Annotated in this window: 9 protein-coding genes; 5 read left to right on the top strand and 4 right to left on the bottom strand. The window is 73.8% G+C overall.

Annotated elements, in window-relative coordinates; genetic code table 11:
- Positions 1-205: 205 nt before the first annotated feature.
- The 3 genes from AB0D59_RS12645 to AB0D59_RS12635 all read right to left on the bottom strand — a co-directional run bounded on the left by AB0D59_RS12645 (position 206) and on the right by AB0D59_RS12635 (position 2,600).
- Positions 206-526 carry a DUF6479 family protein gene (locus AB0D59_RS12645; RefSeq protein WP_362564161.1) on the bottom strand — a complete coding sequence of 107 codons (321 nt, stop codon included), beginning with the start codon at positions 524-526 and terminating at the stop codon, positions 206-208.
- Between the two features lie 220 nt (positions 527-746).
- A complete protein-coding gene (locus tag AB0D59_RS12640) occupies positions 747-1,499 on the bottom strand; it encodes a YoaK family protein (protein WP_362564159.1) in 753 nt (250 codons plus the stop codon).
- A gap of 111 nt (positions 1,500-1,610) precedes the next feature.
- Positions 1,611-2,600 (bottom strand): LysR family transcriptional regulator, encoded by a 990-nt coding sequence (locus AB0D59_RS12635; protein WP_362564157.1) that lies wholly within the window; start codon positions 2,598-2,600, stop codon positions 1,611-1,613.
- A 236-nt stretch (positions 2,601-2,836) separates the two neighbouring features.
- On the opposite strand from AB0D59_RS12635, the gene AB0D59_RS12630 reads away from it, so the two are divergent.
- Positions 2,837-3,790, top strand: coding sequence for an alpha/beta hydrolase (locus AB0D59_RS12630; protein WP_362564155.1), 954 nt, complete (start codon positions 2,837-2,839; stop codon positions 3,788-3,790).
- 53 nt (positions 3,791-3,843) lie between these two features.
- Entirely contained in the window at positions 3,844-4,758 is a 915-nt protein-coding gene (locus AB0D59_RS12625; protein WP_362564153.1) for a squalene/phytoene synthase family protein, read from the top strand.
- Positions 4,759-4,862: 104 nt separating this feature from the next.
- On the opposite strand, the gene AB0D59_RS12620 is transcribed toward AB0D59_RS12625, so the two are convergent.
- Complete coding sequence (locus AB0D59_RS12620) at positions 4,863-5,801, bottom strand: RICIN domain-containing protein (protein WP_362564152.1); 939 nt, start codon at positions 5,799-5,801, stop codon at positions 4,863-4,865.
- Positions 5,802-6,098: 297 nt separating this feature from the next.
- Between AB0D59_RS12620 and AB0D59_RS12615 the strand changes: the two genes are divergently transcribed.
- From AB0D59_RS12615 to AB0D59_RS12605, 3 genes are read left to right on the top strand one after another with little or no spacing between them, the layout of a single operon-like run.
- A complete protein-coding gene (locus tag AB0D59_RS12615) occupies positions 6,099-6,671 on the top strand; it encodes a sigma-70 family RNA polymerase sigma factor (protein WP_362564150.1) in 573 nt (190 codons plus the stop codon).
- On the top strand, positions 6,668-7,846 hold the full coding sequence (locus AB0D59_RS12610) for a hypothetical protein (protein ID WP_362564148.1): 1,179 nt from the start codon (positions 6,668-6,670) through the stop codon (positions 7,844-7,846). The genes AB0D59_RS12615 and AB0D59_RS12610 overlap by 4 nt, the downstream gene beginning before the upstream one ends.
- 51 nt (positions 7,847-7,897) lie before the next feature.
- Entirely contained in the window at positions 7,898-12,436 is a 4,539-nt protein-coding gene (locus tag AB0D59_RS12605) for an FtsK/SpoIIIE domain-containing protein (RefSeq protein ID WP_362564147.1), read from the top strand.
- Positions 12,437-12,472 lie beyond the last annotated feature (36 nt).

The raw sequence follows: 12,472 nt of genomic DNA, 5'->3' as shown, positions 1-12,472 counted from the left end.
GCCGCCGTACCGGTAGCCGATTCCCCGTTAGTGGCCTTGCTCGCACACGTGAACGGGTGCGCGTAAGCGGGCACACGCGGGCGGGGGGGCGCCCCCCCCGGCGGTGGGCCCCCCCCCCCCCCGGGCGGGGCCCCCCCCCGGGCCCGAGGCCGGGGTCGTCGCTTCACGCCGCTGTCCCGCTGCGGAAGGGGCCGCTGAAGCCGGGCTACCAGCGGGGGCGGGCCTGGTTCTCGCTGGACCTGCTGGGGGCGTTGCCGAGTTGGTACGGGGTGAGACGGTCATCGTCGCTCCCCGCCCGCGGCACCTCGTTCGGCTCGCGCATCTCGCGCTCCTCGCGCACCGGTCCGGTGCGGGGCGGCGTGGGGTGTTCCGAGCGCCGGGGCGGCGCGGACTCCCGCCGTCGTACCCCGATACCGAGCCGGACGGCCCCCACCAGCGCGGCCACGACGAGCAGACCGCAGACGACGATCACGATCATCCCCGCCGCCGAACCGGCGGCGGCCAGTTGCTCAAGAGTCATGTACATCGGCCCCGGGTACCCACCGCGGGACGGCGAATCCCCGCGGGGCGAGACATGGCGGACCGGACACGGCATGCGCCGGGTCGCCGGTGGAACCGGCGCGGCCGCGGCAGGGCCGCGGCGGGTCGGCACCGCCGGCGCCCTTCCTCGGTCACCGGGGCGGCGCCGACGTCCTGCTCCCCCGACTTCCGGGCGACGGGGGTCACCGGCGCCTGTGGTGCGACGGTCACAGAGGGTCGGTCCAGCGTGCGTCCGAGCGGGTCAGGACGAACGCGTTGAGCGTGCCGCCCACGAGGAGCACGGTGGCGAGCAGCAGCGGGAGGGCGGGGGTGCCGTCGCGGACGGCGAAGGCACCGATCAGGGCCCCGGCGAACATCGCCAGCACCGAGAGGGCGCGCCGGCCGGTCCTGCCTCCGCCGCCTCCGGCGGCCCGGCTGTCGGAGGCCATGCCGGTGATGGTCAGGGTCAGGACGGTCGTGGTGAGGTCCGGTACAGCGAGGGCGCGGGCGGTCGCGTTCTGGACGCCCATGGCGAGGCCGAGGAGCGCGATCAGCGAGTACCGGGTCCCGGCGGTGTCCAGGGGGGCGCCGTACCGGGCGACGCCGTAGGCCGCCAGGAACAGGACCGTCTCCACGACGAGCGCCAGGCGCAGGACGCGGCCGCGGTGCGCGCGGGCCCGGTGCGCGATCCGGCCGCCCAGCAGGGCGCCCGCGCCGAAGGCGGCCAGCGCGGCCAGCGAGGCGGCCAGGGAGAACCCCGCGGCGCCCGCGATCGCGAAGCCGGAGAAGACCACGTTGCCCGTCATGTTGGCGACGAACACATGGCCGAGCACCAGGTAGCTGAAGGCGTCCACGAGGCCGGTCACCACGGTGAGGGTGAGCATCAGCGGGGGCAGAGGGCCATGGCGGTCCGCCGGGTCGGGCAGCACGGTCGCCCGTGCGTCACGGAGTACGGGCTGGACGGCATCCTTGATCGACATGGCGGTCCCTTCGGGACTGGAACGAAACCGCACCTCGCGCGGTGCGTCCCCTCCAGCCTCCGGCCACCCCGGTCGCACTGTCCAACATATGGATCCGAGCGCAGCGATCGGTCATGCCGATCGATCGTCGCCGTGGTGTTCATCGTCGCGGTAGTGCTCCTCGCCGCCGTGGTGCTCCTCGCCGCCGTGGTGCTCGAGGACGTCGAGAAACGCCTCGGCGGCCGGGGCCAGCCGGGTGCCGTCGTACGCCACGCAGATGTGGTGCACGGCCTCGCCGTCCGTCAGGCGCAGCATCCGTGCGCCCCGGGGCAGCTCGTCGGCGGCGTCGAGGCCCAGTACGGAGCCGGGGCCGACGACGGTGGACCGGGGCACGACGGTGACGCCCACCCCGCGTGCGGCCAGCCGGATCATGTCGTGGATCTGGCCCACCTCGAAGTGCTGGCCTGCCTCCGCTCCCGCGCGGGCGAAGGCCGCCTCGACCTGGCGGCGCAGGCCGCTGCCCCGCGTGAACTGGATCAGCGGGTGGCTGTCCGGCAGCTCGGCCAGGTCGATGGCCTCCCGGTCCGCCAGAGGGTGCTCGCGCGGGACGACGGCGACCAGCGGGGCGCTGCCCAGCGTCCGGTGGTCCAGTCCCTCCGGCACCTGCCCGGCGGCGAGTCCGACCACCCCGACGTCGAGGGTGCCGGCGAGTACCGCGGCGGCCATCCGGGAGCTGGGATCGTTGGAGACGCGCAGGTCGACGCCGGGATAGCGGGCGCGGTAGTCGGCCAGCACCTCCACCATGTCGAAGGGCACGGCCATCGTCTGTACCAGGCCCAGCCGGAGCCGGCCCCGGCGCACGCCCGCCAGCGCGTCGAGGGCGGCCTGGGCGTTGTCGACGTCGGCGAGGATGCGCCGGGCCCGCGGCTCCAGCAGCTCACCGGCGGCGGTCAGCCGTACCGAGCGGCTCGTGCGGCTGAACAGCGGGGCGCCGACGTCCTTCTCCAGCCGGGCGATCTGCTGGCTCAGCGCCGACTGCGCCACATAGCAACGCGCGGCGGCCTGAGTGAAGTTGTGGGTCTCGGCGACCGCCAGGAAGTACCTCAGATGCCGCAGTTCCATGGACATCAATCTCTCTCGCCGATCGATTCCGGTCAATTCATGTGCCACACCGATGCCGATCAGTACGCGCACAGCACATCCGCGGCTCGACTCCCGCGGGGCACGGCCCGACGGCGTTCGGCGGATGATCTCCGGCTCCGCTTCTGAGAGGCTTACCGCGTTCCGGCCCGGTGGCGGTGCGCGTGGGCCGGCGCTCGGGACGGTGGCCGAAGATCGTTGCGCGTACGCTCGTGCACATGGTTCAGCATCGATTGATCGACGTGAACGGGATCCGGCTGCACATCGCCGAGGAGGGTTCCGGCCCGCTGGTCGTGCTGCTGCACGGCTTCCCCGAGTCATGGCACTCCTGGCAGCACCAGTTCGGTCCGCTGGCCGCGGCCGGCTTCCATGTGGTCGCCCCCGACCAGCGGGGCTACGGCAGCAGCGACCACCCGGAGGACGTCGACGCGTACAGCATCTTCCACCTGGTCGGCGATGTCGTCGGGCTGATCCGGGAGTTGGGCGAGGAGAAGGCGTTCGTCGTCGGGCACGACTGGGGCGCGCCGGTGGCCTGGCACACCGCGCTGTTCCGGCCGGACCTGGTGCGCGGGGTGGCCGGGCTGAGCGTGCCGCCGCCGTTCCGGGGGACGAGGCCGCCGCTCCAGGCCATGGACGAGATGTTCGGTGGCCGCTTCTACTGGAACTACTTCAACCTGCCGGGTGTCGCCGACGCCGAGTTCGGCCGCGACCCGCGCACCACGCTGCGGAAGTTCTTCTTCTCGGCCTCCGGCGACGGTGGTGCGGCCAAACAGCCCCTGGTGGACCCCGAGCGCGGCTGGCTCGCCGACATGCCGGATCCCGAGCGGCTGCCGGAGTGGTTCACCGAGGAGGACCTGGACGCCCTCACCGAGAGCTTCTCCCAGGGTTTCACCGGGGCGCTCAACTGGTACCGCAACCTCGATCGCAACTGGGAACTGACCGCTCCCTGGCAGGGTGCCCGTGTCACTCCGCCCGCGCTGTACGTCTACGGCGACCGCGACGTGGTCCCCGCGTTCCCCGGCACGCCCGAACTCATCGAGCGGCTCCCCGTCCTGATGCCCAACCTGGTGCGCGAGCCGCTCAAGCTGGAGGGCTGTGGCCACTGGACCCAGCAGGAGCGCCCGGACGAGGTGAACGCGGCGCTCGTCGAGTTCCTCAAGTCCCTTTCCTGAGCGCTCTTCCGCGGTCGGGCTCCGCGGTCCGCGCCTGCCCCTACGATCTTCTCGTGAGCGCGTGGAATCAGAGCCTGACCGCCGCCGGGATCCGGGAACCGGGGCTGCGGCGGGACTACAGCACCCAACGGCGTACGGTCCGGCGGTATCGCCGGAGCGCCTATCTGGCCTGCCGGATGCTGCTGCCGCCCGCGGTGCAGCCCCATGTGGTGGCCGCGACGGCCGTGATGCACCACGGCGACGACCTGCTGGACAGCGGTCCCGAGGCGGGGCGTGCGCAGGCGTGGGCCGGCTGGGAGCGGCGGGTGCGCGCGGGGCTGGAGACGGGGACCAGTGACGATCCCCTGGTCCGTACCCTCCTGCACACGGTCACCGTGTATCCCCGGCACCGGGAGGTCGTGGCAGCCTATCTGGCCACCGCCACCGCCGAGCTGGAGTTCGCCGGTTTCCAGACCGAGGCCGACTACCAGGGCTATCTCGACGCCTACTCGATGCCGGCCTTCCTGCTGATAGGCGCCCTGCTGGGACCCGAGACCGATCCCGGCGGACGGTTCCTGGCCGGCTGCCGCAAGCTCATCGACGGCAGCCAGCGGCTGGACTTCGTCAACGACCTCGCCGAGGACCTGCGAGAGGGCCGGCCGGGCCTTCCCGCGGAGACCCTGAAGCGCTTCTCCGTCACGGCCAAGGACCTCGCGGCGGGCCACGCCTCGCCCGGTCTGCGCTCGCTCGTGGCACACGAGGTCGAGACCGCCCGGGCCGACCTGCGGTCGGCCCGGGAACTGCTCGAACTGATCCCGGCCGGGCACCGCCCGCTGGTGGGCACGCTGATCGAGATCGAACTGCTCACCGCCGAGGCCGTGCTGGCGCCCGGCACGGACGTCCTGCGCGGCTCGGCGTCACCGTCCACGGCGGGCACCCTCAAGCTGGTGCTCGGTGCCCGTCGCAGGGCGGTGCGTGCTCAGCGGTAGCAACCGGTGACGCCCGCCCGCCGACGGCAGGCGGTCCCGGCGCAGCCGCCGGGGGCGACATCCATGGAGCCGACCACGGCCGGTGGGCGAAGCCTCCGGACCGGTCAGCCCTTGTGCCACTTCTGGTTGGGGGTGCCGGAGCAGGTCCACAGCTGGAGCTTGGTGCCGTTGCCGGTCCCGTTGTCGGTGACGTCCACACACTTGTCGGCCAGGGAGCTGACCAGGTCGCCGGCCGAGCTGAGGTAGAACAGCTGGGCGCGGTTGCCGCTGCACTTGGCGACCTGGATCGCGGTGCCGTTGGCGGTGTTGCCCCAGGCCAGGTCCATGCACAGGCCGAGCGAGCGGATGGTGCCGTCCGACTGGAAGACCCACTTCTGCTTGGCCGCGCCCGAGCAGTCCAGGATCTCCAGCCGGGTGCCGTCCCCGCCCGCGTTGGTGACGTCCACGCAGCGGCCGGACGGGTTCCCGATCAGCGCCACGCCGGGGACGGTGGTGGTCTTGGTGCCCCCGCTGGACGAGGAGCCCCCGGAGGAGGACTTCCCGCCCGAGGACGACGACTTGGTGCCGCTCGACTTCGAACCGGACGAGGCGGAGCCCGAGTTCGTACCGGAGTTCGCGTTCGAACCGGAGCTGACGGATCCGCCGCCGGACTGGCCGGTCGAGCCGCCCGTACCGCTCCCGGATCCCGAGCCGCCGGAATCGCTCTTGGCGGGCTTGTGGGAGGGGGTGTGGGACGGCGTCGGTGACGAGGACGGGGACGGCGACTGCGACGTGCTGGACAGCGTTGTCGGCTCCCCCGGCGCCACCGCAGCGGCCGGTGTGGTGTCCGGGTCCGGGAAGAGGTCGACGTGGCTGAGCAGCGGTACGGCCAGGGCGACGACGACGGTCAGTCCGGCCGCCGCGGCCACGGTCGCCCACACCCGTGCACCCGGCACCAGCCCGCGGCGGGGCGTGGCGGGGCGGTTGGCGAAGGTGTCACTGAAACGTCCCGCCGGATTGCCGGGCCGTTCCGCGGAGGGCCTGGGTTTACGAAGGGGCGGCACGTCGTCTCCTGAAGGTCTCGTGAAGTTCTCGGAACGCCCGGAACGAGCGGGACACAGGAACAGTAACCAAGGGAAGGCCCAGCTCCGGACGCCTGCCCACGAAGATCCAGCCGAACGTCACCTTCCGTCCACCTATGCGGAGTTGCCTGTGACGAACTTGTCGAAGTCCGCAGCAATGGTGACTTCGGGAACTCCCGTTTTTCGCGCTAGCGTTCGTGCCTGAAGCTTTTCACAGTGGCACAGAGCAACACCGCAAGACAGCACAACAGCACAACCCGACACCGGAAGGCGGAGGCATTGAGCCTCATCGACCATGACCGCGCCGACGGCGCGGACCGGACGCTCGGCCTCCTGCTCGCGGAGCGCGACAGCCTGCGCCGCTTCGTGACCGGCATGATGGGGCGTGACCCCCACGGTGCGGAGGACGTCGTCCAGGAAACCCTGTTGCGGGCCTGGCAGTCGGCCGGCCGACTGGACTGGCGGGACCGGCCCATCCGTATGTGGCTGTTCCGGGTCGCCCGCAACCTCGTGGTCGACAGCCGGCGCCGGGACCGGACCGTCCCGGTGGGGATCACCGCGGCGGACTTCGGCGGTGCCGCGCCGGCACCCGTGCCGGACCACGCCGAACAGGTCGGTGACCGCCGGGTGCTGGTCTCCGCGCTGCGCACCCTCGCTCCCGCCCACCGCGAAGCCGTCGCCCGGGTCCATCTGCTGGGACAGGCCGGCGACGACGTGGCCCGCCAGCTCGGGCTGCCCCCGGGCACGGTCAAGTCCCGTACCCATCACGGCATCCGCGCGCTGCGCGCGACCCTCGAATCCCACGGCTGCCACCCGGCCGGAGCAGAGAAACTCCGGGGAGAGACGCGATGACCTCCGACACCATCACCACGCTGCTCGGCCTCGTCGGCGTGCTGGTTCTCGTCCTCGCCCTCACCAGCTGGCTGGTACGGCGCGGCGGCGGCTGGAAGGCCCTGTGGCGCCGGCTCGGGCGTGAGATCACCCTCACCGTGCGGGCGTTCACCGGTCCGGTCCGCACCGAACTGCGCTACCGGCGCGGACTGCGCCTGCTGGTCCGGCTGCTGCGCGACCCGGCCGTGTGGGCCGACGCCGAGCGGGCCACCGCCCTGGCCGCGTCCGTCCGCCCCGGGGTGCGTCCCTACGGCGTGCTGGCCGGGCCCGAGTGGATGGGCGTGCTGGTCGCGGCGGACGGCGACGCGCTGCGCGAGCCGCCGGAGCCCTGGGCGGCCGACGAGGCCGATCCGCGGCTGTGGTGGATCGACCGCGCCGACCTCGCGGACGACACCGAGGACCCGGCCGTACCGCTGCTGGTGTGCGTAGGGCACGACATGGGGCACGCCGTGCTGCTCGACCTGCGCTCCGGGCCGCCCGCGGTGTCCGTGTACGGCCCGCCGCGCGCCGCCCGTACGGCCCGCGCCGTGCTCCAGGCGCTCGCCGCACAGGTGGACGCCCGGCTGCCCGAGGGCCGGGTCGCCATCGCCGCCGGGGTACACCTGCGGCATCCGGGGGCACCGGCCACCGCCACCGTCGGGCAGCCCGGCATCGAGGTCGCCGTGTGCGCCGACCCGTTGGAGCGGCCGCTGCCGTCGGGTGTGCGGCTGCTGAGCCTCGGGGTGGCCCGGGGCCGCACCCGGCTGCTGGAGATCGCGCCGGACTCCACACTCACGGCGCACGGCGCACCCGCCGCCGCCCGGGTCGACGTACTGCCGCTGTCGCGGGCGGTGGCCCGGACGCTGTCCGCCCTGCCGCCGTCCCCCGACCGCCCGGACGACGAGGTCGCGCGGCAGCAGGACGTCACCTCCGCCGCCGATCCCGACCTGCTGCCGGACGAGCCCGACCTCGACGCCGGCGCGGCGCCGGTCGCCGGGCCGACCGGCGTCTCGGCCACCCGGTCGGCCCCCGAGCCCGAGCCGGCCGCCGCGCCGGTACCCGCTCCGGCACCTGCGGTCGAGAGCGACGACGACTTCGCGGAACCGAGCACCTCCGGTGCGGCCGGTGTCTCCGCGAGCTCGCCGCCGGCGCCGTAACCGCCGTACCCGTCCACTGATTCCGCACGAACGACCGCCCGGCTGGGAGCCGTGAACCTCACCATCACCACCGTGGACGCCACGGACGGACAGCGCCGCGACCACCAGGTCCGGCTGCCCTCGAACGCGACCGTCGGCGATCTCGCCGCCGCCCTGACCCAGGACGAGGCCGCCGCCGGCGGCGCCGACTGGGCCACGGCCGGCGCGCCGCAGGCCCGCAACCTCTACGCCGACGGCCTCCGGCTCGACCCCGCGACGCAGGTCTCCGGCAGCGGCATCCGCGACGGCGGGCTGCTCGGGCTCGGCGGCCCGGCCCGGCCTGCCGACCTGGTCCGGGTCCATGACGACAGCGACCAGGACGGTGTCCTCGCCGAGGTGCACATCGTCTCCGGGCCCGGCGCCGGGCGCACCTGGCGCCTCGGCCCCGGCAGCCACGAGATCGGCACCGACCCGCTGTGCGCCCTGCGGCTCGACGTCGGCGCCGGGGTGCCCGAGTCCGGGCTGTGGGTGACGGTCGGCGCTGACGGCTCCGCGGCCTGGCACCGCACCGACGACGAGCCCGAGGCGACCGTCCGGGCCCGGCTCGCGTCGCCGCCGCCCGACGACGCCATCACCCAGCTGCGCAGGCCCCGCCCACAGCCGCCGCGGGAACGCCCGGCGGGGCCGGGCCCGGTGCCCTGGCCGGACGGTGAGGATCTGACCGTGGGTCCGGTGCTGCTGCGGATGACCGCGCCGGTCGAGGCGGACGCGGCCGTCACCCCGTCCGCCGACGGGTACGGCGTGGACTACAACCGGCCGCCGCGGATCGCCCCGCACCTGGACGCCGAACGGGTGCGGCTGCCGCAGCCGCCGTCGCCGCCGCAGAAGCGGCCGTTCCCGACCGTGATGATGATCTCCCCGATCGTCCTCGGCCTGTTCATGGTCAGCATCTTCAAGTCGTACTACTTCCTGGTGTTCCTGTTCCTCAGCCCGATGATGATGCTGTCGAACTGGGCGACCGGCCGGCGTGCGGCCCGCAAGCAGTTCCTGGAGTCGGAGCGGGCCTACGAGCAGCGCCGTGACGTCCTCGAGAAGCAGGTCCGGGACGCGGTCGTCGGTGAGCGGCGGGTCCGCGACAAGACCGGCCCGGACCCGGCGGCCGTCGCCCTGATCGCGACCGGTCCCGGCGGCCGGCTGTGGGAGCGGCGCCGACGGGACCCGGATCACCTGGTGCTGCGCCTCGGCACGGTGGACCAGCCGTCGGTACGGGAGCTGGAGGACCCGGCGCGGGACGAGAACCACCGCTCGATCCGCTGGAACATCCCCGACACGCCGATCGGCGTCGACATCACCGCGCACGGTGTCGTCGGCATCGCCGGTCCGGCCGCCGAGGTGCAGCCGCTGGCGCGCTGGCTGGTGGCGCAGGCGGGCGTGCTGCACAGCCCGCGCGACCTCAGGGTCGTCGTCCTGACCGAGCCGGACCGGGTGGCGGACTGGGCATGGACGCGCTGGCTGCCGCATCTCAAGCCCGGCACGGCCGGCGGACCGATGGTGCTGATCGGCAACGACCCCGAGTCCACCGCCGCCCGGATGAGCGAACTGGTCTCCCAGGTCCAGGCGCGCCGCCGGCAGGCCGGCAACGACCGTGACGTGGTCTTCACCGAACCCGACGTGCTGGTGATCGCGGACGGCGCCCGGCGGCTGCGTGACGTGCCCGGCATGGTCCAGGTGCTCACCGAGGGCCCGCGGGTGCGGATCTTCAGCGTCTGCCTGGACGAGCAGGAGCGGCTGCTGCCCGAGGAGAGCACCGGTGTGGTCCTCGCGGCCGACGGCCGGCTGACCGTGCGGCGCCCGGGCGCGCCCGACCTGCCCGCCGTCCGTGCCGACCGGGTCTCCCCCGAGTGGTGCGAGCAACTGGCCAGGGCGCTGGCCCCGATCCGGGACGTCAGCCCCGAGCACGACGCCGGACTCCCCCAGCGGGTCCGCCTCCTGGACCTGCTGGAACAGGAACCGCCCAACGCGCAGGGCCTGTTGGAGCGCTGGCAGCGCGAGCCCGCCAGCACCTCCTTCCTCGTCGGCACCGGCTTCGACGGCCCGCTCTCCCTGGACCTGGTGCAGGACGGCCCGCACGGCCTGGTCGCCGGTACGACGGGTTCCGGCAAGTCGGAGCTGCTGCAGACGTTCGTGGCCTCCCTGGCCGCCGCCAACCGGCCCGACGAACTCACCTTCGTGCTGGTCGACTACAAGGGCGGCAGCGCCTTCAAGGAGTGCGCCCATCTGCCGCACACCCTCGGCATGGTCACCGACCTCGACGCCCACCTCGTGGAGCGGGCCCTGGAGTCGCTGGCCGCCGAACTCCGGCGCCGGGAGCAGGTGCTGGCCGCCGCCGACGCCAAGGACCACCCGGAGTACCGGGCCAAGCGGGCCGCCGATCCCTCGCTGGCGCCGCTGCCCCGGCTGCTGCTGGTCATCGACGAGTTCGCCACCCTGGTCCGCGAGGTCCCCGACTTCGTCCCCGGACTGATCAGCATCGCCCAGCGGGGCCGCTCGCTCGGCATCCACCTGATCCTGGCCACGCAGCGGCCGGCCGGTGTGGTCACCGGTGACATCCGCGCCAACACCAACCTGCGGATCGCGCTGCGGGTCACCGACCAGACCGAGAGCCAGGACATCATCGACGTCAAGGACGCCGTCGACATCTCCACCGCCACGCCCGGCCGGGCCCTGGTACGGCGCGGGCCGCGGCAGGCGGATCCGTTCCAGACCGCGTGGGTGGGTGCCGAACGCCCGCGGGAGAACCCGGCCGCGGCGGCCGAGCCGGAGGCCGGTCCACGCAAGCCGGTGCGGTCGGTGGACGTCGGCTGGGACGCGCTCGGCCGCCCCGCCGGACTCCCCGCGGAGACCCGGACGGTGTCGGCCTCGGCCCCGCAGGGCCCGGCACCGACCGACCTCCAGGTCATCGTCGAGGAGATCCGCTCCGCCGCCGACCTGCTGGACGACTTCACCCAGCAGCCCAGCCCCTGGCTGCCGCCGCTCCAGCGCCAACTGGTCCTGGACGACCTGGACGAGCTCGGCGCCACCCGCGACGGCCGCCTGGTGATCCCCTACGCCCTGGAGGACGTCCCGCAGCTCCAGCAGCGCCGGGTCGCCGTCGCCGACCTCACCACCTTCGGGCACCTGTACATCATCGGCGCGCCGCGGTCCGGGCGTACCCAGGTGCTGCGGACCATCGCCGGTTCGGCGGCCCGGGTGGCGAGCACCGCCGACGTGCACCTGTACGGCATCGACGCGGGCGGCGGCGGCCTCACCGCCGTCGGGGCGCTTCCGCACTGCGGCGGGGTGGTCTCCCGGCACGACCTGGAGCGGCTCGGGCGGATGCTGCGCCGGCTGAACCGGGAACTGACCGAGCGGCAGGACCTGGCCCAGACGCACAACGCGACCGGTATCGCCGAGCTGCGCCGGCTGCTGCCGAAGGCCGAACGGCCGGCCCACATCATGCTGCTGATCGACGGCTGGGACTCGTTGCAGGTCATCCTCGACGAACACGACCACGGCCAGCTGCTCCAGGAGGTCATCCGGCTGATGCGCGAGGGTGCCGCCGCCGGCATCCATGTCGTCGCCACCTCGGAACGCTCGCTGCTCGGCGGGCGGATGGCCGCGCACAACGACCACAAGCTGCTGCTCCGCCAGGGCGACCGCAGCGACTACCAGGCCGTCGGCATGATGCCGAACAAGATCCCGGCCGACATCCCGCCCGGCCGCGGCTGGCACGTGCTCAGCGGCACCGAGACCCAGGTGGCGCTGCTCGCCGCCGGCGGCGGTACCGAGCAGGCGGAGGCGCTGCGCTCGATCGGCGAGAGCGCCCGCAAACGGGACGCCCAGGTGCCAAAGGCCCGGCAGCCGTTCCAGGTGGCCGTGCTGCCGCGCTCGGTGGAGTTCGCCGAGGCCTACGAGAGGGTCCAGGCGGCCCAGCGGCGGCCGTTGTGGGGTCTGCTCGGTGTCGGCGGCGACGACGGCGGTCCCGTCGGCACGGACCTGGCCGGCACCGCCTCGGCGTTCGGGGTGTTCGGCCCGGCCGGGTCGGGGCGCAGCAACACCCTCGCCTCGATCGCCGTGTCGCTGCTGGCCGGCGGCACCTCGCTGGTGGTGCTCACCCCGCGCGAGTCACCGCTGCGCGCCCTGGACCGGCATGCCACCGCCACCGTGCTCACCGAGAGCGACCCCTCGGCCGACACCGTGCGGGCGGCGCTGGACGCGCTGCCCGGACCTCGGGTGGTGATGATCGACGATGCCGATCTGCTCACCAACTCGGCGGCGGACAAGCTTCTCAAGGAGCTCGCCGTCTCCGGTCGCGACCAGGGTCTGGGCCTGGTCTACGCGGCCTCGGCGGAGGGCTTCCAGAGCGGCATGAGCGGCTGGACCCTCGCCGCCCGGCGGGCCCGGAGCGGTCTGCTGCTCGCGCCGAAGAACCTGTCCGAGGGCGATCTGGTCGGCCTGCGCCTGCCGCCCAGCGTGGTGCGGGCGGCCACCCATCCGGGCCGGGCCTGGACGGCCGGTCCCGGCGGCACCCTGCTCGCCGTCCAGGTGCCGCTGACGCCGCTGCGCGCCTGACCGGTACGACGGACAGCGGGAGGGCCTCCCCGGAAA

Origin of the sequence: Streptomyces sp. NPDC048417, assembly GCF_040651615.1 — a bacterium.
In the GTDB taxonomy this organism is placed as follows: domain Bacteria; phylum Actinomycetota; class Actinomycetes; order Streptomycetales; family Streptomycetaceae; genus Streptomyces.
This window is presented reverse-complemented; position numbering and strand designations above follow the sequence as displayed.